General features: G+C 76.8%; 19 protein-coding genes and 1 riboswitch. Of the genes, 7 read left to right on the forward strand and 12 right to left on the reverse strand.

Annotated features, from left to right (window positions below; translation table 11 throughout):
• Positions 1–7: 7 nt before the first annotated feature.
• Complete coding sequence (locus tag ABQ292_RS15265; RefSeq protein ID WP_369207840.1) at positions 8–1,030, reverse strand: ATP-dependent 6-phosphofructokinase; 1,023 nt, start codon at positions 1,028–1,030, stop codon at positions 8–10.
• A gap of 78 nt (positions 1,031–1,108) precedes the next feature.
• Between ABQ292_RS15265 and ABQ292_RS15270 the strand changes: the two genes are divergently transcribed.
• The 3 genes from ABQ292_RS15270 to ABQ292_RS15280 all read left to right on the forward strand — a co-directional run bounded on the left by ABQ292_RS15270 (position 1,109) and on the right by ABQ292_RS15280 (position 4,645).
• Positions 1,109–1,999, forward strand: coding sequence for an NmrA family NAD(P)-binding protein (locus tag ABQ292_RS15270; RefSeq protein ID WP_369207842.1), 891 nt, complete (start codon positions 1,109–1,111; stop codon positions 1,997–1,999).
• Positions 2,000–2,017: 18 nt separating this feature from the next.
• Positions 2,018–2,422 carry a PaaI family thioesterase gene (locus ABQ292_RS15275; RefSeq protein ID WP_369207844.1) on the forward strand — a complete coding sequence of 135 codons (405 nt, stop codon included), beginning with the start codon at positions 2,018–2,020 and terminating at the stop codon, positions 2,420–2,422.
• Between the two features lie 93 nt (positions 2,423–2,515).
• Positions 2,516–4,645, forward strand: a complete 2,130-nt coding sequence (locus tag ABQ292_RS15280) for a methyl-accepting chemotaxis protein (protein WP_369207846.1) — start codon at positions 2,516–2,518, stop codon at positions 4,643–4,645.
• A 30-nt stretch (positions 4,646–4,675) separates the two neighbouring features.
• Here ABQ292_RS15280 and ABQ292_RS15285 read toward each other — a convergent pair whose 3' ends face one another.
• Positions 4,676–5,164: a polyadenylate-specific 3'-exoribonuclease AS gene (locus ABQ292_RS15285; protein WP_369207848.1), complete on the reverse strand. Its 489-nt coding sequence runs from the start codon at positions 5,162–5,164 to the stop codon at positions 4,676–4,678.
• 76 nt (positions 5,165–5,240) lie between these two features.
• Positions 5,241–6,002 carry a lysophospholipid acyltransferase family protein gene (locus ABQ292_RS15290; RefSeq protein WP_369207850.1) on the reverse strand — a complete coding sequence of 254 codons (762 nt, stop codon included), beginning with the start codon at positions 6,000–6,002 and terminating at the stop codon, positions 5,241–5,243.
• 183 nt (positions 6,003–6,185) lie between these two features.
• Between ABQ292_RS15290 and ABQ292_RS15295 the strand changes: the two genes are divergently transcribed.
• Entirely contained in the window at positions 6,186–6,878 is a 693-nt protein-coding gene (locus ABQ292_RS15295) for a hypothetical protein (RefSeq protein ID WP_369207852.1), read from the forward strand.
• A 28-nt stretch (positions 6,879–6,906) separates the two neighbouring features.
• On the opposite strand, the gene ABQ292_RS15300 is transcribed toward ABQ292_RS15295, so the two are convergent.
• From ABQ292_RS15300 to ABQ292_RS15315, 4 genes are read right to left on the reverse strand one after another with little or no spacing between them, the layout of a single operon-like run.
• On the reverse strand, positions 6,907–7,914 hold the full coding sequence (locus ABQ292_RS15300; RefSeq protein WP_369207854.1) for an ROK family glucokinase: 1,008 nt from the start codon (positions 7,912–7,914) through the stop codon (positions 6,907–6,909).
• Positions 7,915–8,271 (reverse strand): hypothetical protein, encoded by a 357-nt coding sequence (locus ABQ292_RS15305; RefSeq protein ID WP_369207856.1) that lies wholly within the window; start codon positions 8,269–8,271, stop codon positions 7,915–7,917. It lies immediately after the preceding gene.
• Complete coding sequence (locus tag ABQ292_RS15310; RefSeq protein WP_369207858.1) at positions 8,268–9,431, reverse strand: ArsA family ATPase; 1,164 nt, start codon at positions 9,429–9,431, stop codon at positions 8,268–8,270. The genes ABQ292_RS15305 and ABQ292_RS15310 overlap by 4 nt, the downstream gene beginning before the upstream one ends.
• 7 nt (positions 9,432–9,438) lie before the next feature.
• The gene (locus ABQ292_RS15315; protein WP_369207860.1) at positions 9,439–9,870 is read right to left on the reverse strand and encodes an SRPBCC family protein; all 432 of its coding nucleotides are present in this window, start codon (positions 9,868–9,870) and stop codon (positions 9,439–9,441) included.
• A 153-nt stretch (positions 9,871–10,023) separates the two neighbouring features.
• Between ABQ292_RS15315 and ABQ292_RS15320 the strand changes: the two genes are divergently transcribed.
• On the forward strand, positions 10,024–11,817 hold the full coding sequence (locus ABQ292_RS15320) for an AMP-dependent synthetase/ligase (protein ID WP_369207862.1): 1,794 nt from the start codon (positions 10,024–10,026) through the stop codon (positions 11,815–11,817).
• A gap of 91 nt (positions 11,818–11,908) precedes the next feature.
• On the opposite strand, the gene ABQ292_RS15325 is transcribed toward ABQ292_RS15320, so the two are convergent.
• The 5 genes from ABQ292_RS15325 to ABQ292_RS15345 form a co-directional block, all read right to left on the reverse strand.
• Positions 11,909–13,048 (reverse strand): glycosyltransferase family 4 protein, encoded by a 1,140-nt coding sequence (locus tag ABQ292_RS15325; protein WP_369207864.1) that lies wholly within the window; start codon positions 13,046–13,048, stop codon positions 11,909–11,911.
• Entirely contained in the window at positions 13,045–14,310 is a 1,266-nt protein-coding gene (locus ABQ292_RS15330) for a M48 family metalloprotease (protein ID WP_369207866.1), read from the reverse strand. Before ABQ292_RS15330 ends, ABQ292_RS15325 begins: the two co-directional genes overlap by 4 nt.
• Positions 14,311–14,448: 138 nt before the next feature.
• Positions 14,449–15,534 (reverse strand): C40 family peptidase, encoded by a 1,086-nt coding sequence (locus ABQ292_RS15335; protein WP_369207868.1) that lies wholly within the window; start codon positions 15,532–15,534, stop codon positions 14,449–14,451.
• A 142-nt stretch (positions 15,535–15,676) separates the two neighbouring features.
• Positions 15,677–15,857: riboswitch (cyclic di-AMP (ydaO/yuaA leader) on the reverse strand.
• Between the two features lie 182 nt (positions 15,858–16,039).
• Positions 16,040–16,363 carry a hypothetical protein gene (locus ABQ292_RS15340; RefSeq protein ID WP_369207870.1) on the reverse strand — a complete coding sequence of 108 codons (324 nt, stop codon included), beginning with the start codon at positions 16,361–16,363 and terminating at the stop codon, positions 16,040–16,042.
• Between the two features lie 110 nt (positions 16,364–16,473).
• On the reverse strand, positions 16,474–18,216 hold the full coding sequence (locus ABQ292_RS15345) for an NlpC/P60 family protein (protein ID WP_369207872.1): 1,743 nt from the start codon (positions 18,214–18,216) through the stop codon (positions 16,474–16,476).
• Positions 18,217–18,381: 165 nt separating this feature from the next.
• Between ABQ292_RS15345 and ABQ292_RS15350 the strand changes: the two genes are divergently transcribed.
• Together ABQ292_RS15350 and ABQ292_RS15355 are read left to right on the forward strand one after the other, a co-directional pair.
• Positions 18,382–20,274 carry a DEDD exonuclease domain-containing protein gene (locus ABQ292_RS15350; RefSeq protein ID WP_369207874.1) on the forward strand — a complete coding sequence of 631 codons (1,893 nt, stop codon included), beginning with the start codon at positions 18,382–18,384 and terminating at the stop codon, positions 20,272–20,274.
• The gene (locus tag ABQ292_RS15355) at positions 20,271–20,558 is read left to right on the forward strand and encodes an Lrp/AsnC family transcriptional regulator (protein ID WP_369207876.1); all 288 of its coding nucleotides are present in this window, start codon (positions 20,271–20,273) and stop codon (positions 20,556–20,558) included. Before ABQ292_RS15350 ends, ABQ292_RS15355 begins: the two co-directional genes overlap by 4 nt.
• The last annotated feature ends 176 nt before the right edge of the window (positions 20,559–20,734 follow it).

Consider the following 20,734-nt stretch of genomic DNA (forward strand, 5'->3'; position numbering starts at 1 on the left):
ACACGCCTCAGCCGAAGAACACCTCCGCCTCGGCGTAGCGCTCCAGCGGCACCAGCTTGAGCTGCGCCGTCGCCTCGGCGATCGGCACCGGCACGACGTCGGTGCCCCGCAGCGCCACCATGACGCCCGACAGCCCGGCGTGGACGGCGTCGACGGCGGCCAGGCCGAAGCGGGTGGCCAGCACGCGGTCGAAGGCCGAGGGCGTGCCCCCGCGCTGGATGTGCCCGAGCACGACCGCGCGGGCCTCCCGTCCGGTGCGCTCCTCGATCAGCGCGGCCAGTCGGGGGCCGATGCCCCCGAGGCGGACGTGGCCGAAGGCGTCCCGCTCGCCGGTGGCCACCACCTGTCCACCCTCCCGCGGCGTGGCGCCCTCGGAGACGACGATGATCGGCGAGTACCCGGACTCGAAGCGGTGCAGGCAGTGCGCCACCACGGCGTCGACGTCGAAGGGCCGCTCCGGGACGAGGACGACGGTCGCCCCGCCGGCCATCCCCGCGTGCAGCGCGATCCAGCCGGCGTGCCGGCCCATGACCTCGACGACCAGCGTGCGGTGGTGGCTGTCGCCCGTGGTGTGCAGCCGGTCGATGGCCTCCATCGCGACGCCGACCGCGGTGTCGAACCCGAAGGTGTAGTCGGTGCCGTCGAGGTCGTTGTCGATGGTCTTGGGCACGCCCACCACCCGCACCCCCACCTCGCTGAGGCGGGCCGCGACGCCGAGGGTGTCCTCCCCGCCCACCGGGACGAGGGCGTCGATCCGGTGCCGGGTCAGGGTGTCCAGCACCCGCTCGGCCCCGCCCTCCAGCGCGTACGGGTTGGTGCGGGAGGTCCCGAGCACCGTGCCGCCGCGGGGCAGCAGCCCGCGGACGGCCCTCAGGTCCAGCGGGACGGCGTCGTCCTCGAGCAGGCCGCGCCAGCCGTCCCGGAAGCCGACCACCTCGTCGCCGTGCTCGACCCCCTTGCGGACGACGGCGCGGATGACGGCGTTGAGGCCGGGACAGTCGCCCCCGCCGGTCAGGATGCCGATCCGCATGGGCTGCCTCCAGGGAAGATCCCGGCCTGCTCGGTGGTTGCTCAGCGTCATGATGCCGCAGGTGGAGACCCACGTCGCATGCGCAGGGTGATCGCCGTCACGGGAGCCACCGGCGTGCTCGGCCGCCGGGTCGCCGAGCGGGTGGCCGGTGCCGGTGCCGACGTCGACCTGCGACTCGTGGTGCGGGACGCCGGCCGCGCCCGGTTCCTGCCCGGCTCGGAGGTCGTCGAGAACCCCGGCGGCTACCGCGACCGGGCCGGCCTCGCCGCGGCGCTGGACGGCGTGCACACGCTCTACCTCGTCTCCGCGGCCGAGGCCGAGGACCGTGTGCAGCAGCACCTCGCCGCCGTGGCCGCCGCCGCGGACGCCGGGGTGTCGCGGATCGTCTACACGTCCTTCGCCGGCGCCGCGGACGACGCCGTGTTCACCCTCGCCCGCCACCACGCGGTCACCGAGGAGGCGATCGCGGCCACCGGCGCCCGGTGGACCGCGCTGCGGCACGGCATGTACGCCGACTTCGTGCCGTTCTTCGCCACCGTCGAGGACGGGCGCGCGGTCATCGCGGCACCCGCCGGGGACGGGCGGGCGGCCTTCGTGTCCCGCGACGACCTGGCCGACGTCGGGGCCGCGGTGCTGCTCGACGACTCCGGCGACCTCGACGGCCGCGCGCTCGACGTCACCGGCCCCGCGGCGCTGACGCTGGCCGAGGCCGCCGCCGTCCTCGCCGAGGTCACCGGGCTGCCCGCCGAGTACCGGCCGCAGACCGTCGAGGAGGCGTGGGCCACCCGCCGCCCGTCCGGCCACCCCGACTGGGAGATCGAGGGCTGGGTGACCAGCTACCTGGCCATCGCCGCCGGCGAGATGGCGGCCGTCAGCGACGTCGTCCCACGCCTGACCGGTCACCCCGCCCGCACGGTGGCCGAGCACCTCCGGGCGCACCCGGAGGACTGGGCACCGCTGGTCCGCTGAGGACGGCACGATCGCCGGGTGACCGCCGACCCCGCCGCGCTGCTGGCCCTCATGCCGTTCGCCGTCGCCACCGGCGTCGAGCTCGACCGCGCCGCCCCCGGCGAGGTGACCGGCCGGCTGCCCTGGGCGCCCGGGCGGTGCACCGCCGGCGGGGTGCTGCACGGCGGCGCGCTCATGACGCTGACCGACACCGTCGGCGCCGTGTGCGCCTTCCTGAACCTGCCGCCCGGGGCCTCGACGTCGACGCTGGCCTCCTCGACGTCGCTGCTGCGCGCCGTCCGGGGCGGGACGGCGCACGCCACCGCCCGGCCGCTGCACGTCGGCCGCTCGACCGTCGTCGTGCTGGTCGAGGTCACCGACGACGACGGCCGGCCGGTCGCCTCGGTCACCGCGACCCAGGCGGTGCTCGGCGCGCCCGCCTGAGCACAGCTGCCTTTCCGGTACAGATCCGGCCGGTCCTGCCGAGACCGCCTCTGCCGCCGGGGGGACCCGGCCTGCCCAGGAAGGGACAGGGACATGCGACAGCTCGGACTCCGGCACTGGGGCGTCCGGACCAAGGTGGTCGCGCTGGCGGTCGCCAGCGTCGCCGTGACCGGCACCGCGATGGCCGGGGTGAGCGCCTGGCAGAGCGCCCGCTTCGCCGACCAGACGCACGACTCGGTGACCGCGCTGGTCGAGCAGAGCGTGGCGCGCACCGCGGCCGGGGTGCACGACGTCGTCGCCACCCAGGGCGCCTCCACCGCGGCGCAGGTCGACAGCGACCTCGCCGTCGCGCTGCACGTCCTGGCCAGCTCCGGCGGCCTGGCCGTCGGTGGTCCCGGCGGCCTCGTGCACTGGGAGGCGAAGAACCAACTCAGCGGCGAGGTCACGCCGATCGACCTGCCGCGGGTCACCGTCGGCGGCACCTGGCTCGGCCAGAACACCGACCCGGCGGTGCCCACGGGCCTCGTCGACCAGGTCAAGGCGCTGGTCGGCGGCACCGCGACGATCTTCCAGCGGACGCCCTCGGGCGACATGCTGCGCGTGGCCACCAACGTCACCGGCGCCACCGGTACCCGCGCCATCGGCACCTACATCCCCGGCACCAACCCCGACGGCCAGCCCAACCCGGTCGTGTCGACCGTGCTGTCCGGCCAGACCTACCGCGGCAACGCCTTCGTCGTCGACTCGTGGTACGTCAGCGCCTACACCCCGCTCCTCGGCGGCGGCGGCCAGGTGATCGGCATGCTCTACGTCGGCGAGAAGCAGCAGAACCTGCCGGCACTGCGGGAGAGCCTGGAGGCCACCCAGGTCGGCGAGAACGGGCACGTCGAGGTCCTCGGCGGCACCGGTGACCGGCGCGGCACGGTGCTGGTCAGCCCCGGCGGCACGCGCGACGGCGAGCAGGTCGTCGACGCCACCGACGCCGACGGGAGGACCTACGTCCAGGAGATCGTGGACGCCGCCGTGGCGCTGGCGGACGGCGAGCAGGCCACCGTGCACTTCGACGACCCCGAGAGCGGGCCGAGCACCGCACGGGTCACCTACTACGCGCCCTGGGACTGGGTGCTGGTCACCGTCGCCCGCGACGCCGACTTCACCGGCCCGGTCGATCAGCTCGACGCCGGCCGCGGCGCGATGGTCACCGCCCTGATCGTGGCCGCGGTCGTCGTCGCCCTGCTCGGCGGAGTGCTGGCATGGCAGGTCGGCCGGCGGCTGACCGCCCCGCTGCACCAGCTGCGCGCGCGGATGGCCGAGATCGCCGACGGCGAGGGTGACCTGACCCAGCGCATGGAGGTCACCACCGACGACGAGGTGGGCCAGCTGTCGGCGGCGTTCAACCGCTTCGTCGACAAGGTGGCCGGCACCGTCCGCGACATCGGCCGCTGCGCCCGCCAGGTGGCCGACTCGGCCTCGGGCGTGGCCGGGGTGGCCGACGGGCTGGCCGGCCGGGCCGCGCGCAGCCGCGACCAGGCCGAGTCCGCGCACGCCGCGGCCAGCGACATCAGCGCGGGCGTGTCCTCGGCCGCCGCCGGCGCGGAGGAGATGGGCCTGTCGATCTCCGACATCGCCCGCAGCGCCGCCGAGGCCGCCGAGGTGGGCCGGCAGGCCGCGGAGCTGGCCCGGCAGACCGAGTCGACGATCGCCACGCTGGGCACCAGCTCGGCCGAGATCGGGGAGGTCGTCCGCGTCATCGCCGCGGTCGCCGAGCAGACGAACCTGCTCGCGCTCAACGCCACCATCGAGGCCGCCCGTGCCGGGGAGGCCGGCAAGGGCTTTGCGGTGGTGGCCAACGAGGTCAAGGAGCTGGCCCAGGAGGCCGCCCGCGCCAGCGACGACATCACCCGCCGCGTCGAGGCGATCCAGGCCGACACCGGGGCCGCCGTCGGCTCGATCACCCGCATCGCCGAGGTGGTCCGCGCGATGAACGACCACCAGCTGACCATCGCCAGCGCGGTGGAGGAGCAGACGGCGACCACCCGGGAGCTGACCCGCAGCGTCGCCGCGGCCGCCGACGGCGCCGGCTCGGTGTCCACGACCCTCACCACGGTCAGCGCCGACGCCCGTGACAGCGCCGAGGACGTCGACCGGGCACGCACCGCCGCGGTCGAGCTCGACGGCCTCTCCCAGGAGCTGACCCGGCTGGTGGGCGTCTTCACCGTGTGAGGGCCGCGGAGGCCGCCCGGGACCGCTGCCTCAGCGGTCGCGGGCGGCCTCCATCACCCTCCAGCGGGCGAGGTTGTACCGGGCGTCGACCAGGGCGTCGTGCGTGCCGGCCGGCTTGGGCGGGAGCTCGGGCCGGCCGACGTCGTCCCACCGCTGGCGCAGCTCCCGGGTGAGCCGGGGCACCGCCCGCGGCAGCGCCGTCATCGGCCCCCACAGCTGGCACAGCGCCACGTGGTCGTAGGCGGCGAACCACGCCCAGAGCTCCATCTCCTCACCCGGGCCGGTGAGGAAGGCCAGCAGGTCGTCGCGGATGCGCTGCCGGCTGCGCCAGGCACGGTCGGCCGGCGGCGGCAGCTGGTCGAGCACGTTGCGGCGCACCCACGGGATGGCCCGCCGCTCGTCGAACTCGGTGCTCACCGCGTAGAACTCACGACCGGTCTCGTCGACGACGCCGATGGAGACGAGGTCGATCGTCGTGCCGTCCTCGATGAACTCGGTGTCGTAGAAGTACCGCCGCACGCGGCCCACCGTAGGTGGCCCCTCTGCAGGGTCCCGCCGCGAGCGTGCGAGCGGTGGGGGGCAGAGGGGTCCTTCCTCAGCCGGCGAGGGTCTCCGGTGCCCGGTCGCCGGCCTCGTCGGCCGGTGGCTGCAGGCGGCCGACGACGTCGGCGGCGCTGGCGCCGGTGGCGTCCATGGCCTTCTTGACCGTCGCGCCGTAGACGTCGACGTACTCCTGGCCCGACAGCGTCATGATCTCGTACATGATCTCGTCGGTGATCGACCGCTCGACGAAGCGGTCCCCGGCCAGGCCCTCGTAGCGGGAGAAGTCGAGGGGCTCGCCGAAGCGCACCGACACCCGGAACAGCCGGCGCCCGAGGGGTCCGCGCCGGGGCGTGTAGGTCATCGCCACCGGGACGACGGGAGCGCCGGTCTCCAGCGCCGTGCGGGCCACGCCGGTCTTGCCGCGGAACAGTCGGCCGTCGGGTGAGCGGGTGCCCTCGGGGTAGATGCCGAGCAGGCGGCCCTGGTGCAGCATCTCGATGCCGGTGCGGATGGCGCCCTCGGCGGCGGTGGCGCTGGAGCGATCGATCGGCACCTGCCCGGCGGCGGAGAAGAAGGCCCGCCGCAGGCGGCCCTTGAGACCGGTGCCGGTGAAGTACTCGGCCTTGGCGAGGAAGGTGACCCGGCGCCGCAGCGACAGCGGCATGAAGATCCAGTCGGCCGCCGACAGGTGGTTGCTCGCGAGGATCGCCGCACCGCCCGCAGGCACGTGCTCGCGACCCTCCACCCGGGGGCGGAAGACCAGCTTCGCGACCGGGCCGATCGCCACGAACTTCAGGAACCAGTAGAACAACACGCCTCCCTGGGGAAATGCCAGACTAGGGAGCCGGGTGCCCCGCCGACAATCGGCCCCCGGACGCGCGCCGCCCGCGCGCGTCCCCCAGCCCGCCGGGCGGCACCGCCGCCGGACGCCGAGGAGGACCACCGTGGCTGGAGACCGGCCGACCGGGCGGCGGGCGCCCGCCGCCGGGACGCGTCCGTGACCGGCCCACGGCGCGGCCGGGGCCGCCGCGACAACGGCCTGGACGCCGCGCTGTGGGCGCCGCTGCGCGACGTGGACCCGCGGGTCGGTGAGCACCTGCTCGACGTGCTGCGCGAGGCCGGGATAGCCGCCTACCTGGAGCCGGCCGCCGACGTCGAGCCCTACACCCGCACGGTCACCTTCCCCAGCCCGCCGGCCGACCGCCTGTTCGTCGACCGGGCGCGGCTGGGCGAGGGCCGCACGCTGGTCGACCGGCACGGCGACGAGCACGCCCCTGCCCCGGCGGTGCGTGGCCCGGCGGCCGAGCGGCGGCCGGTCCGGCGCGACCTCGACGAGGACGCCGAGTGGGCGCGCATCGTGGCGGCGTACGAGGCCGAGCACGGGCGCACCGCCGTCGAGACGCCCACCCCGCCCGCGGCCGCGGTGGTGCCCCAGGAGGAGCCGCTGGCCGAGGAGCACTACGAGCCCCCGCCGGCACCGCCGGTGCCGCTGCCCTCCCCCTCGACGCTGTACGCGGTCCTGCTCGCGGCCGCCGGCGCGGTGCTGGTCGGCGCGCCGGGCGTGCTCGGCCTGGCCACCGACACCGGCCTGGTGCTCGGCGTCGCCGCCCTCGTGGGCAGCGCGGGGCTGTTCCTCTCGCGGATGCGCGAGCGCTCCACCGACGACGGCGACGACGGCGCCGTCGTCTGAAGGAGGACCTTCCCCACCCCTTGCGAGCTCAGGGCACGCCCGGGGAGGGCCGAGGGTCAGGGGCCACCCGGCGGGCGAGGTCGGCCGCACCGACCAGACCGGCCTGCGCGCCCAGTGCGGCGCCCACCACGCGCGGGCCCGGGCGGAAGCCGCGGCCGGGCAGCGCCCGGTCGAGCCGCTCGCGCGCGGGCCGCAGCACCATCTCCCCCAGCACGCTGACCCCGCCGCCGATGACCACGACGTCGGGGTCGAGGACCGCGGCCAGGTCGGCGATGCCCTGACCGAGCCACTCGCCGACGTCGCTCACCAGGCTCAGCGCCACCGGATCCCCCTCCGCGGCGGCCCGGGCGACGTCCTCGCCGCTCAGCCGCGCGGCGTCCCCGTGCACCCGGTCGAGCAGCCGGGCCGCCGCGGCCGGCGAGCGGGTGGCCACCTGACGGGCGGTGGTGGCCAGCGCGCTGCCGCTGGCGTACTGCTCCCAGCAACCGCGGTTGCCGCACGGGCACAGCCGGCCGTCGGGCACCACGCGCATGTGGCCCCACTCCCCCGCGACACCGTGCGCGCCCCGCTGCAGCCGCCCGTCGGCGACGATGCCGCCGCCGATCCCGGTGCCGAGCGTGATGCAGAGGGCGAGCTCGGCCCCGCGGGCGGCGCCGAAGCGGTACTCGGCCCACGCGGCGGCGTCGGCGTCGTTGCCCACCCACACCGGCCGCTGCAGCCGGACGGCCAGGTCCCGACGGAGCGAGCTGTGCCGCCAGGCGAGGTGCGGGCTGAACAGCACGACGTCACCGGCGCGGTCGAACCACCCGGCCGCGCCCACACCCACAGCGGCCAGCGGCCCGCCGTGCCGGCCGGCGAGCTCCTCGACCACCTCGGCGACGGCGGCCTCGGTCTCGCCGACCGAGGCGGTGGGCGTCGACCGCCGGGCCGTCTCGAGCACCGTGCCGTCGGGTGCGACGACACCGGCGGCCACCTTCGTGCCGCCGACGTCGACCCCCAGGGCGGGCAGCCCGGCGGGGTCGCTCGCGATGGCCACTCAGCCGATCTCGATGTGCTGCACCGGTGCCGGCGCCGGTGCAGGCGCGGCACCGTCGTCGGCCGGCCCCGGCGCGGCGGGGTCCGCGACGGGCGGCGTCTCGTCCGCGACGGCGCGCAGCGCGGCGGCGGCGGTGGTGAGGGCGTCGGCCAGCGCCGCGGCCACCTCCGGCCGGCGCGCGACGGCGGCCAGCTGGCACACCGGGCACCAGCGGCAGTCGCCGCCGGGCACGTGGTCGCCGGCGCCGCCCTCGCCTCCCGCCTGGTCGCGGACCTCGGTCCACGCCTCGCTCCAGGTCTGCCCCAGGCCGGCGACCACCCGCCGCGCCTGGTCGAGCCAGTCGGCTCCCTCGCTCACCGCGTCCTCCCCTCGGCCGCCAGCAGGTCGGCCGGCCACAGCTGCGGGTCCGCCGCGAACCCCACCTCGAGCCGCGCCGCGGCGGTGCCCGCGTCGACGAGGCTGCCCTCGGTCACCACGCACCGGCGCAGCAGCGGGTCCAGGCGGATCGACCGGCGCGTGCCGGCCGCGGTCACCACCAGGTCGTCCTCCCAGCGGGTCAGCGCCACCCCCGACCGCTCGGCGAAGGGCAGCGGCAGCGTCAGCCGCCACCCGCCGTCGACGCGCTCGGGCGCGGGGACGACGGCGCCGCCGGCCGGTCCGGGCAGGTCGGTCAGCAGCGCGGCGAGCGCGTCGGCGTCCTCGGGGGCGCGTGCCGACTCGGCGACCGTCCGCACCGGGGCGACGCCGGCCAGCGCGTCGAGCGCCGCCTCCTGCTCGGTGGCCCGTGCGGCCCACCACGCACCCGTGCCGCCCCCGGGCAGCACGCGCGCGAGCACGCCGACCGGGCGCTGCCCGTGCACCGCCAGCGCCGTCGTCGCGGCGTGCAGGCCCGCGACGGCGCCGGGCCGCGGCGGCGCCACGAACCAGACGGCGGTCCGCGCCGGGTCGGTCAGGGTCGCCCCGTCCAGGAGCGCCTCCAGCGCGGGGAGCGCGCCGAGGGCGAGGTCGGCCGCGCCGCGGCGCAGCGTGCCCGTGCGGACGGCGGCGGCACGGACCGCGGCCAGCACCCGCACCCGGGTGGGCACCGCCTGGTCCAGCCACCAGCGCAGCGTGCCGGGCAGCGCGAGCAGCCCGGCCGCCGTCTCCAGCGGTCCGGCGTCGAGGACGACCAGGTCGGCGGGAGCGCCGCTGCGGTCACCGGCCACCCGTCCGAGGGCGGCGAGCACCGCGAGCTCGCCGACCCCGGGCACCGGCACCACCGACGTGGCCGGCGGCAGGGCGAGGTCGGGGACGGTGGCGGTGAGCTCGGCGGCCCAGCCGGCCCACAGCGACTCGAGCTCGGCCCGCGGCTCCGCCCGGACGACGTCGAGGCCCGGTTCGGTGGCCGCTCCAGGGGGCGGGTCCTGGCGGGTGACGAGCACCGTGCGGCGCCCGGCGCGGGCGGCGCGCACGGCGGCGGCCGCGGCGAGGGTGGTGGTGCCGGCTCCGCCGGGACCGGTGAACAGCAGGGTCGGCACGGCCGGGTCAGCCCTCGACGCGCTTCTTGAGCTCCCGTAGCGCGGTGTCGAGGACGACCTTCTCCGCCCGGCGCTTCAGCATCCCGAGCATCGGGATCGCCGTGTCCACGGTCAGCCGGTAGGTCACCTCGGTGCCGCCGTCGGTCTCGCGCAGCGTGTAGGAGCCGTCCTGGCGCTTCATGATCCTGCTGCTGACCAGGGTCCAGGAGACCTGCCGGTCGTCGTCCCACGCGTAGTCGAGGACGTAGTCGTCGGCGAGGACGGTGGCGTCGATGACGAAGCGCACCCGCCGGGCCCGCCCGTCGGGGCCGCTCTCGAGCACCTCGACGGTCTTGGCCGCCTGCACCCACTGCGGATAGGCCGCGAAGTCGGCGATCACCGTCATCACGTCGGTCGCCGGAGCCCTCACGACGATCGACTGGGTGGACTGCTCGGCCATGCGGAGAGGCTAACCGCTGCCGTTCCGGCCGCAGGTCCAGCCCATCCGGTGGCTACTCGCCGGTAGGGAGCTGCCGGTAGATTCGGCGGGACGTGTCCCGCTCCGGACCGAGGGCACCGGCGCCCCCGGACGAGCGGGGAGGAAGGACGAGGCGTGCGCGAGTTCAGCGTCCCCGCGACGACCGAGGTGGGCCCGCAGGAGGCGCTCACCGACATGCTGGCCGAGAACGTCGCCGAGCACGGCGACGAGGTGGGCCTGCGCATCCAGCGAGACGGCCGGTGGGAGGACGTCACCTGGCGGGAGTTCGGCGAGCAGGTCGCCGGCGTCGCCAAGGGACTGGTCGCGGCCGGCGTGCAGGCCGGTGACCGGGTCGCCCTGCAGGCCAGGACCCGCTACGAGTGGACCGTCCTCGACTTCGCCATCTGGACCGCCGGCGCGGTCACCGTCCCGGTGTACGAGACCTCCAGCCCCGACCAGGTGGCCTGGATCCTCGCCGACTCGGGCGCCACCGCGGCCATCGTCGAGCGGGCCGAGCACGCCGCCGCCGTCGACTCGGTGCGCGACCAGGCCCCCGACCTCGGCCCCCTGTACGTCATCGAGGACGACGCCGTCGGCACGCTCACCGCCGCCGGCGCCGACGTCCCCGACAGCGAGCTGGAGGCCCGACGGGCGACGCTGGGCGCCGACAGCCTGGCCACGCTGATCTACACCAGCGGCACCACCGGCCGGCCCAAGGGCTGCGAGCTGACCCACGGGAACTTCCTGTTCGAGGTCGGCAACGGGATGGCCCTGCTCGACCGGTTCATGAACGTGCAGGGCTCGCTGCTGCTGTTCATCCCGCTGGCGCACGTGCTCGCCCGCGTCATGCAGGTCGGCGCGGTCAAGACCCGCACGGTCATCGGCCACACCCCCGACGTGAAGAACCTGCTCGAGGACCTCGGTGGCTTCCGGCCGACGTTCGTCCTCGCCGTCCCGCGGGTGTTCGAGAAGGTCTACAACTCCGCGAAGGCCAAGGCCGACGCCGGCGGCAAGGGCAGGGTCTTCGACCGGGCCGCGCAGGTGGCCATCGCCTGGTCCCGCGCCCAGGACACCCGCGGCCCCGGCCTGCTGCTGCGCGTCCAGCACGCCCTGTTCGACCGGCTCGTCTACGGCAAGCTCCGCGCCGCGCTCGGCGGCCGCTGCCTCGGCGCGATCTCCGGCGGCGCCCCGCTGGGCGAGCGGCTGGGCCACTTCTTCCGCGGCATCGGCGTCACCGTCTTCGAGGGCTACGGGCTGACCGAGACGACGGCGGCCGCGTCGGTCAACCACGACGCCGCGCTGCGCATCGGCACCGTCGGCCGGCCGTTGCCCGGCGTCGGCGCCCGGATCGCCGAGGACGGCGAGATCCTGCTCCGCGGCGGCGTGGTCATGCGCGGCTACTGGAGGAACGAGCAGGCCACCGCCGAGGCCATCGACGGCGAGGGCTGGTTCCACACCGGCGACATCGGCGAGATCGACACCGACGGCTTCGTCACGATCACCGGGCGCAAGAAGGAGATCCTGGTGACCGCCGGCGGCAAGAACGTCGCCCCCGCCGTCCTCGAGGACCGGCTGCGCGCGCACCGGCTGGTCAGCCAGTGCATCGTCGTCGGCGACCAGCGGCCCTTCATCGCCGCCCTGGTCACCCTCGACGAGGAGGCCCTCCCGCAGTGGCTGGAGTCCAAGGGCAAGGACACCGGCCTCACCGCCGGGCAGCTGCGCGACGACCCCGACGTGCTCGCCGAGCTCGACGCCGCGGTGGCCGAGGCCAACAAGGCCGTCTCGCAGGCGGAGGCGATCAAGAGGTTCCGGGTGCTGGACACCGACTTCACCGAGGCCAACGGGATGCTGACGCCGAGCCTGAAGCTCAAGCGCGCCGTGGTGGTGAAGGAGTTCGACACCGAGGTCGAGGCCCTGTACGCCCGGTGATCGAAGGACCCCGTCCTCCTCAGGCCTCGCGAGCTCGGGGCGAGCCTCTGGACGGGGCCGCTCCGAGCCCCCTCCCACCGCGGGAGGGGGCTCAGTGCCGTGCAGGCTCCAGCAGCCCGGCGAAGGTGGCCGCGATCGTCGTCCACGACCAGCGCTGCTCCACCCACGCCCGCCCGGCGGCACCCATCGCCCGCGCCCGCGCCGGGTCGTCGAGCAGCGCGGTGACCGCGGCGGCCACCGCCTCCGGAGAGCGGGGCTCGCGGACGACGGTCCCGGTCTCGCCGTCGCGCACCGCCTCCGGCGCCCCGCCCGACGTGCCGCCGACGACCGGCAGCCCGCACGCGGCGGCCTCCAGGTAGACCATCCCCAGCCCCTCGACGTCCAGGCCGCCGCGCCGCGTGCGGCAGGGCATCGCGAAGACGTCGCCCGTGGCGTAGTGCTCCGGCAGGTGCGCGGGCGCGACCGGGCCGGTGAGGACCACGGAGCCGGCCAGCCCGCGGCCGGCCACCACCCGCCGCAGCCGCGCCTCGTCGGGACCACCGCCGACCAGCAGCAGCCGCGCGCCGGGGTGCCGGGCGAGCACCGCCGGCCAGGCCGCGACCAGCACGTCCTGCCCCTTGCGGGCCACCAGCCGGGACACGCAGACCACGACCGGCCCCTCCCCCAGCCCGTGCCGCCGGCGCACCGCCGTCCCGTCGGCGGCGGGGGTGAACCGGTCGACGTCGACCCCCGGCGAGAGCTGGGCCAGCCGCACCCGCCCGCCGAGCGCCGGCTCCAGGCGGCTGCGCGTGTAGTCGCTGATGTAGGTCAGCACGTCCAGCCCGCCGGCGATGCGCCGCACCACCTGCCGCGCGCCGGGCAGCGCGACCCAGCCGGTCTCGTGGCCGTGCGTGGCGCCGACCAGGTGGCGCACCCCGGCCTCGCGGAGCGCCGGCGCGAGCAGGCCCAGGGGGGCCGCGGCGCCGAAGAACGCGGTGTGGCAGCCGTGCCGCCGGGCCAGGGCGGCCGCCGCGCGTGCCACCCCTGGAGTGGGCAGCAGCATCCCGGTGGGGTGGCGGACCACCTCGTACGGCAGCGCGGCGTCGTGGGCCTCCCAGCCGGGCGAGCGGGAGGCCAGCACGACCAGCGATCCCGGCGGACGACGGGCGAGCAGCGCGGCGACGAAGGTCTGGATGCCGCCCTGCCGGGGCGGGAAGTCGTTGGTGACGACGAGGGTCCGCCGGGCGCTCACCGGTCGTCCAGCCGCAGCCAGTCCTCGGCGAGCGCGATCCGCTGCGCCGCCGTCGGGTGCGAGCCGAAGAACCACTGCCACGGCGCCGGTGGGCTCGGGTCGGACACGTTGGTCTCGGCCAGCCTGCGCTGCATCTCGATGAACGCGGCGGCGTCCCCGGTGAGGTCGAGGGCGTGCAGGTCGGCGCGCGCCTCCACGTGCCGGGAGACCAGGTTCTGCACCGGCGTGCCCACCAGCGAGCCCAGGGCGACGAGCAGCAGGACCAGCGGGACCACGCGCGGGTCGCCCGGGGAGTCCGCCCCCGCCCGTCGCAGCAGCGGCGACCAGGTGAGCAGCCAGCCGAGCAGGGCCACCGCGCCGGCCGCCCCGAGCGCGCCGAGCAGCGTGCCGGTGAGGACGTCGTCGGTGGCCACGTGGCCCAGCTCGTGCGCGACGATCGACTCGACCTCGGCGTCGGGGACGTCGGCGAGCAGCGTGTCGTACAGGACGACGCGGCGGGTGGAGCCGAAGCCGGAGACGTAGGCGTTGAGCGACGTCGTCCGCCGGGAGGCGTCGGCGACCAGCACGTCGTCGACCGGGGTGCCGCTCTCCTCGGCCAGCTCCAGCAGGTCGCTGCGCAGCTGCCCGGCCGGCAGCGGCTGGAAGCTGTTGAACGCCGGCTCGATGACCACCGGGTAGAGGAAGGAGCCCGCCACCACGAGCCCGGCCGCCCCGGCCGCCGCCCACGCCCACCAGGCGCCCGGCGCCCGCCGGGCCAGTGCGACCAGCACGAGCAGGCCGAGCGCGGTGAGGCCGGCGTCGATGGCCGTGGAGACGGCGACGTCGCGCAGCCACAGCGGCCACGAGCGGGTGGACAGGCCGTAGCGGTGCCGCACCACCTCGCCGTAGGCCGACACCGGCAGCGTGGCCAGCCGGCCGATCACGACCAGGGCGACCGTGCCGAGCAGCACCTGCCAGACCCAGCGCCCGCCGAGGGGGCGCGCGACCGCGGTCACCAGCCGGCTGCCCAGCCGGGTGAGACCCAGCAGGGCGGAGACGGTCAGCCCGAGCAGCAGGCCCGCCAGCGAGGCGGGGCGGATGTCGGCGGCGAGGGCCTCGGCCCGCCGGAGGGCCTCGGCCGGCAGCCCCGCGTCGGCGCTGACCGGCGTGGTGCCACCGGGCGGCGCGGGCAGCAGGGTCCACGGCGTGCGGACGGCGATGAGGACCACGAGCGCGGCACCGAGCACGGCCGCGACCAGCAGGGCGGCCCGGCGAGGGCTCACCCGGCCGATCCTAGGCGGCGTCGTCCGGGCTCCGGTCCCACCCCGTTCCGGACGGGGCGAGGGCCGGCGACCCGGGTGGGTCGCCGGCCCTCGCGCCCGGCCCCGCCCTGAGCGTTGTCGAGGGGGGCAGAGGGGTGTTCAGACGACGCGGCGGATGGCGGTGATGCCGCCCATGGAGTCGACCGACACGGCCTTCACCGGCTCGCTGGAGGTCGAGGCGTGCACCATCTGACCGTTGCCGATGTACATCGACACGTGGCTGACCGGGCTGTAGTAGAAGATCAGGTCACCCGGCTGCAGCTGCGACCGCGAGACGGCGGTGCCCATCTGCGACTGCATGCGGCTGGAGTGCGGGAGGCTGACCCCCGCCGCGGCGTAGGCGTACTGCGTCAGGCCGGAGCAGTCGAAGGCGTCCGGACCGCCGGCGCCCCAGACGTAGGCGTCGCCGACCTGCGCCAGCGCCGTCTGCACCGCCCCCTGGGCCGCGGTGCTCCCTCCACCGGCCGGAGCCGCGGCGGGGGCAGCCGGAGCCGCGGGGGCGGCGGGAGCTGCCGGAGCCGCGGGGGCGGCGGGAGCGGCCGGGGCCGCCGGGGCCGGGGCGCTCTGGCCGACCGTGCCGCCGGACTGCTGCGCGGCCAGGGCCCGCTGCGCGGCTGCCGCCGCCTCCTGCTGGGCGGCGGTCAGCGCGGCGACCTGCTCCTGGTAGTCGGCGATGTCGTCCTGGAGCCGCGCCTCCTGGGCGCTCAGGTCCTCCAGGGTGCGCTGCGCGTCGGCCTCGGCGGCCTCGGCGTCGGCCCGCGCCTGCGTGGCCGCGGCGGCGGCCTCACCGACCTCGGCCATGACGTCGGTGGTGTGGCCGGCGATCTGGTCGAGCACGGCCAGCCGGCTGACGAAGTCCTCGGCGGAGTCGCTGGTCATCAGCAGGTCCAGCTCGGGCATGGTGTCGCCGCCGGTGTAGGCGGTGCGGGCCACCTGCCGGATCTGCCCGTCGAGCGCGTCGAGCTCGGCCCGCGCGTCGGCGGCCGCCCGGTCGGCGTCGCCGACGGCGGTCCGCTGCTGGGCGAGCACCTCGCGGGCCTCGTTGACCTGCTCGGCGACGACCTCGAGCCGGTGACCGGCATCGGCGGCGAGCTGGGCGGCCTGCTCGGGACTGGTGGCCTGCTCGGGGTCGGCCGTCGCGGTACCGGGCAGCAGGGCCAGCACCAGGCTGGCGGTGGCGCCCACGAGCGCGACCCGGCCGAGACGGCGGAGCAGCGGGGGGCGGCGGTGCGGGCCGGCGACGGGACCGGCGGTACGGCGGGCGGTGGACTGTGCGCGCGCATGCCCCAGGGCAGGGCGGGGGGTCGCCACGGGCGGCGGCTCTCCGTTCTTCCTCAGCAACCGCCTACCGAGTTAGCTGACGGGTTCGGGCTGGGAAGACGTGCCCTATCTCCGTGCGCCGGAGGAGCTCCGGCGCACACGAGAACTCACCCCAGTGCTGCGGTGGGTCCCCGGCTCACCTCGCGCCCGCCCAGGGGCGGCGTCCGGTGACTCGGCGGTGTCCGGCCGAGGCCACCTCGCATCGGGTGACGACCACCCGGCCGAACGGCGGCCACAGTACGGACGTGATGCAGTTGTGACAAACGGGGGTCCCGGGAACTGTGGGAAGACGCACGGTGGACGATCCCGACACTCCGGGGCGTGGCGAGATGTCCACAGCGGCGCACGGTGTGTCCCCGTCCTGCCCGGCTCAGCCGGTGCGGCGACGCCCCGCCGGACGCCCGCCGCGCGACTCGTCCCGCCCGGCCGTCGAGGGCCGGTGGCGCAGCGGCGGCACCAGGCCGCCCTCGGCGAGGGCCCGGACGGCGCGCCGCTCGACGTCGTCGAACTCCACCACCACACCGGGTCGCGGGAGGACGACGTCGTCGGTCGTGCGGGCCGCCGGGACGGGGGGCACCGGCAGCAGCACGGGCTCGGTGTGCCGCTCCCCCGGCGGTGCGCCCAGCAGGGCGGTGACGACGCAGTCGGCGCAGCCGGCACCGCGCGCGGTGCACGTGTCGCAGTCGATGAGCATGGCCGTGTCCCTCCGGTGTCCCGGCCGCGCCGCCCGCTGCCGGGCCGCGGTCGGGACGGTCTCCCTGTCGGTTGTCGCGCACGTTAGGGACGACCACCGACAGTCCCGGCTCAGCCGCCCGCGTACTCCCAGTGCCAGGGCTCCTCGCGGCCGTTGCCCGGGTCGGCCCACGTCGGGTGCAGCCAGCCGAAGCGGCCGGCGTTGGCGACCATCCAGGCGTACTGCGGGGTGCCGAAGGTCTCGATGCCGCCGCACAGGTCCACCGCCAGGCCCCAGCCGTGGTTGCTGGTCCCGGGGACCGCCGCGAGCGCCGGCTTCTCGCCGTAGAGGCGCACCTGGCCGGCGTAGGTGCGGTAGGAGTCGGTGATGCAGACCGGCTCGCCGAAGGCGTCGGCGAACGCCTCGCTCATCGCCCGCCACGCCGCGGCCGCGTCGCAGCGCAGCGCGTGGCCGGCCACGCCCAGCGGGCACAGCGCGCTCGGCGGGATCAGGCCGTTGGGATAGCCGCCCCAGGAACGGCCGCCGGCGGAGCTCGGCGGGTACACGGGGTTGCCGCACTCGACCGGCAGTGCGCCCCCGGTCGGCCCGGGCGCCGGCTGCTCCGGCCGCGGCCCCAGGCTCGGCCGGCCGACGTGCAGCACCTGGTCGGCGGGCAACCGCCGGACGACGACCGCTCCGGCCCGGCCGTCGGCGGCCAGCATCGTCTGCCGGTCCAGGGCGATGCCGACGTGGCCCAGACCGGCCTCCGGCGTGCCGAGGAAGACCAGGTCCCCGGGCAGGACGTCGGCGAGGTCGACCGGCGTGGTGACGGCGTAGAGCCCGGCCTGGTCGTCGGGCAGGTCGACACCGGCGGCGCCGTAGACCGAGGAGACCAGCGAGCCGCAGTCCCAGGAGTCCGGGCCGGCCGTCCCCGGGGCGTAGGGCCTGCCCAGGGCGTCCATCGCCGCGGTGACCGCCGTGACCGTCTCCGCGGGCAGCACGAGCAGCGACGTCGGCTGGCGGGGCAGCTGCGCGGCACCCGGCTGGGCGCCCCCGTCGGCCGCGCCGACCGGCGCCAGCCCGGCCGGCAGGCCGGCCACCGGGTCGAGCAGGGCCGCCGCCGGCGGCGGCTGCACCCCTGCCGCGCCCAGCCGGTCGAGGTGGGCCCGCCAGTTGGCCGCCGTCTGCACGTCGACGTCGACCTGCTCCCGCTGCAGCTGGGCCAGCTGCCGGTCGACGTCGGCCAGCGCGGCGTCGAGCTCCGCGGTGACCGCGGCCGCGCTCGCCTCCAGGTCGGCCACCTCCCCGGCCAGCTCGTCGGCCCGGCCCCGCGCCTGGTCCAGCGCTGCGTCGGCGGCTCCCCGCTGGGCCAGCGCCGCCTGCCGCTGCCGCTCGGCCTCGCCCACCACCTCGGCGGTGTGCGCGTCGACCGCCTCGAGGTAGCCCAGCGCCGCGACGACGTCACCGGGGTCCCCGCCGGCGAGCAGGACGGTGAGGGGGGTGAGCGCGCCGCCGTCCCGGTAGGCCGCCGCGGCGTACTGCGCGACCACCGTCCGGTAGCGGGCCAGCTCCCCCTCGGCGTCGTCCACCGCGGTCCGCGCGGCGGCGACCTCGGCCTCGGCGTCGGTGAGCGCCTGGCGGGCCACGGCCACCTCGGCCTGGCGCCGCTGGAGGTCGGCCTGGACCTCGGCGGCACGCTGCTGCAGCCGGTCGAGCGCCTCGCTGTCGAGCACCCTGCTCGTGCCGCCGGGCTGGTCGCTGGGCGCCGCCGCGGCCGGGCCCGCCGTGGGCACGGCCAGCAGCAGTGCCGCCGCGCCCGCGAGCGCCAGCGCCGCCGCCCGCCCGGGGGCGGCCGGCCGGGAGCGGGAGCGCATGGGACCACCTCGACACGACGGGACCACCGTGGCCCGGAGCGGAAGCGTGCCGCACCGCCCCGGGCTCCCGCCACAGGTCCGCGCACCCTCTCCTCCGGCCGGGCGAGCCACGGTCCCCGGGCGTGCGTCCCCCGGACTGTCCGACCCCCGGCCTACCGTCCCGCCGTGCCTCTTCCCAGCGCCCGTCCCGGCGGCACCGGGTCCCGGCTGCCCCGTCACGCGCAGGCCTCCGCCCACCTCGGCCGGGAGCTCCCCCTGCACCACCAGGGCACGATCGACGAGCTGGGGACGCCGCTGGCCGGGGTCACGTTCGTCGTCGTCGACCTGGAGACGACCGGCGGCTCGCCCAAGGACTGCGCCATCACCGAGATCGGCGCGGTGAAGGTGCGCGGCGGGGAGGTGCTCGGGGAGTTCCAGACGCTGGTCGACCCGGGCTGCGAGGTGCCGTCCTACATCAGCGTGCTGACCGGGATCACCACCGCGATGGTGGCCACCGCCCCGCGGATCGGCTCGGTGCTGCCGGCCTTCCTGGAGTTCGCCCGCGGCGCGGTGCTGGTGGCCCACAACGCGCCGTTCGACCTCGGCTTCCTGCGGGCCGCCTGCGCGCAGAGCGGCATCGCCTGGCCCGCGGCCGCGTCGGTGGACACCGCCGTCCTCGCCCGCCGGCTGCTCTCCCGCGACGAGGTGCCCAACTGCAAGCTGGCCACCCTGGCACCGTTCTTCGCCGCCACCAGCTCGCCGTGCCACCGGGCGCTGGACGACGCCCGCGCGACCGTCGACGTCCTCCACGGCCTGTTCGAACGGCTCGGCCCCCTGGGGGTCACGTCGCTCGAGGAGCTGACCGGCCTGACCCGCCAGGTCGACCCCGAGCGCCGCCGCAAGCGGCACCTCGCCGAGCACGTGCCCTCCGGTCCCGGCGTCTACGTCTTCCGCGGCCCCCGCGACGAGCCCCTCTACGTCGGCACGTCCAACGACCTGCGCACCCGGGTGCGCAGCTACTTCTCCTCCAGCGAGCAGCGCAGCCGGATGACCGAGATGGTCGGGCTGGCGCAGCGGGTCGACGCCCTGCCCTGCGCCCACGACCTCGAGGCCGCCGTCCGGGAGCTGCGCCTGATCGCCGAGCACAAGCCGCGCTACAACCGCCGCTCGCGCTTCCCCGAGCGCGCGCTGTGGCTGCGGCTGACCGAGGAGCCCTTCCCGCGCCTGTCGGCGGTGCGGCGGGTGCGCCCGGAGGCCGGCGTCTTCCTCGGCCCGTTCGCCGACCGGCGGGCGGTCGACGCGGCCGCCGCGGCCATCCACGAGTCGCTGCCGCTGCGGCAGTGCACGTCCCGGATCTCGCCGCGGGTGCTGACCGCCGCCTGCGCGCTGGCGGGCATGGGCCGCTGCGGCGCCCCGTGCACCGGCGCGCAGTCGGTCGAGGAGTACGCCGAGATCGCCGCCGTGCTGCGCGCCGCGGTGGCCGGCGACCCGCACGCGCTGGTCGCCCCGCTGCTCGACCGCGTCGACCGGCTGGCCGCCGAGGAGCGGTTCGAGGACGCCGCGGTGCTGCGGGACCGGGTCGCCGTCCTGGTGCGTGCCGTCCGCCGCCGGCAGCGGCTGGAGTCGCTCGCCGCGGTCCCCGAGCTGGTGCTGGCCCGGCCCGACGGCGACGGCGGGTGGCACCTGTCGGTCGTGCGGCGCGGCCGGCTGGTGGCGGCGGGCGGTGCCGCCCGCGGGGCCTCGGTCCGCGACGCGCTGGCCGGCCTGCGCGCCACCGCCGAGACACCCACCGGGCCGGACGGCGAGCTGGCCGCCTCGGTCGACGAGACCGAGCTGGTGCTGCGGTGGATGGAGAAGCCGGGCAGCCGGCTGGTCGAGGTGCACGGCACGCTGGCCTGCGCAGCGCCGGGCACCGGGAGCCTGAGCGGCTTCCTCGCGCGGGTGGAGGCCGGCCGGGCGCTGCGCGACCCGTTCGCCGACGGCCGGCAGCTCGGGACCCGGTCCCGGCCCGAGCGGCTCACCTCGAGCACGGTGGGGACCGGCGGTCCCGACGCGGCGCCGCTAGCATCCCGGGCGTGATCACCGCCATCGTGATGATCGACGCGGCCACCGACGCGATCGGCGAGGTGGCGCAGGCGATCGCCGACCTCGAGGGGGTCAGCGAGGTCTACTCCGTCGCCGGCGACGCCGACCTCGTCGCGGTCGTGCGGGTCCGTGAGTTCGAGCAGATCGCCGAGGTGATCGCCGGCCGGATCAACAAGGTGCCCGGCGTGCTCGACACCGACACGCACATCGCCTTCCGCGCCTACTCCCGGCACGACCTCGAGGCGGCCTTCTCCCTCGGCCTCGAACCCAGCGGCTGACGGCCCGCTGCACGGCCCCGTCCCGGGTCCCGCCCCGAGCCTGCGAGGGGTGGGGGGCAGCGGGGCCGTTCACCAGCGGCCGGCAGCCGCCCGGCTGACCGCGACCCACCGGTCGAGCAGCGCGGCGGCCCGGCCGTCGTCGACGGCCGCGGGGGCGCGCGCGGCCCCCGCCGCCC

It is taken from the genome of Geodermatophilus maliterrae (assembly GCF_041018925.1).
Lineage (GTDB): Bacteria > Actinomycetota > Actinomycetes > Mycobacteriales > Geodermatophilaceae > Geodermatophilus > Geodermatophilus maliterrae.

Bases quoted from the DNA above. Each gene is read 5' to 3' on its own strand.
- ABQ292_RS15345 (WP_369207872.1), bottom strand. From the start codon at position 18,216: ATGCGCTCCCGCTCCCGGCCGGCCGCCCCCGGGCGGGCGGCGGCGCTG.
- ABQ292_RS15315 (WP_369207860.1), bottom strand. From the start codon at position 9,870: ATGGCCGAGCAGTCCACCCAGTCGATCGTCGTGAGGGCTCCGGCGACC.
- ABQ292_RS15280 (WP_369207846.1), top strand. From the start codon at position 2,516: ATGCGACAGCTCGGACTCCGGCACTGGGGCGTCCGGACCAAGGTGGTC.
- ABQ292_RS15340 (WP_369207870.1), bottom strand. From the start codon at position 16,363: ATGCTCATCGACTGCGACACGTGCACCGCGCGCGGTGCCGGCTGCGCC.
- ABQ292_RS15270 (WP_369207842.1), top strand. From the start codon at position 1,109: ATGCGCAGGGTGATCGCCGTCACGGGAGCCACCGGCGTGCTCGGCCGC.
- ABQ292_RS15265 (WP_369207840.1), bottom strand. From the start codon at position 1,030: ATGCGGATCGGCATCCTGACCGGCGGGGGCGACTGTCCCGGCCTCAAC.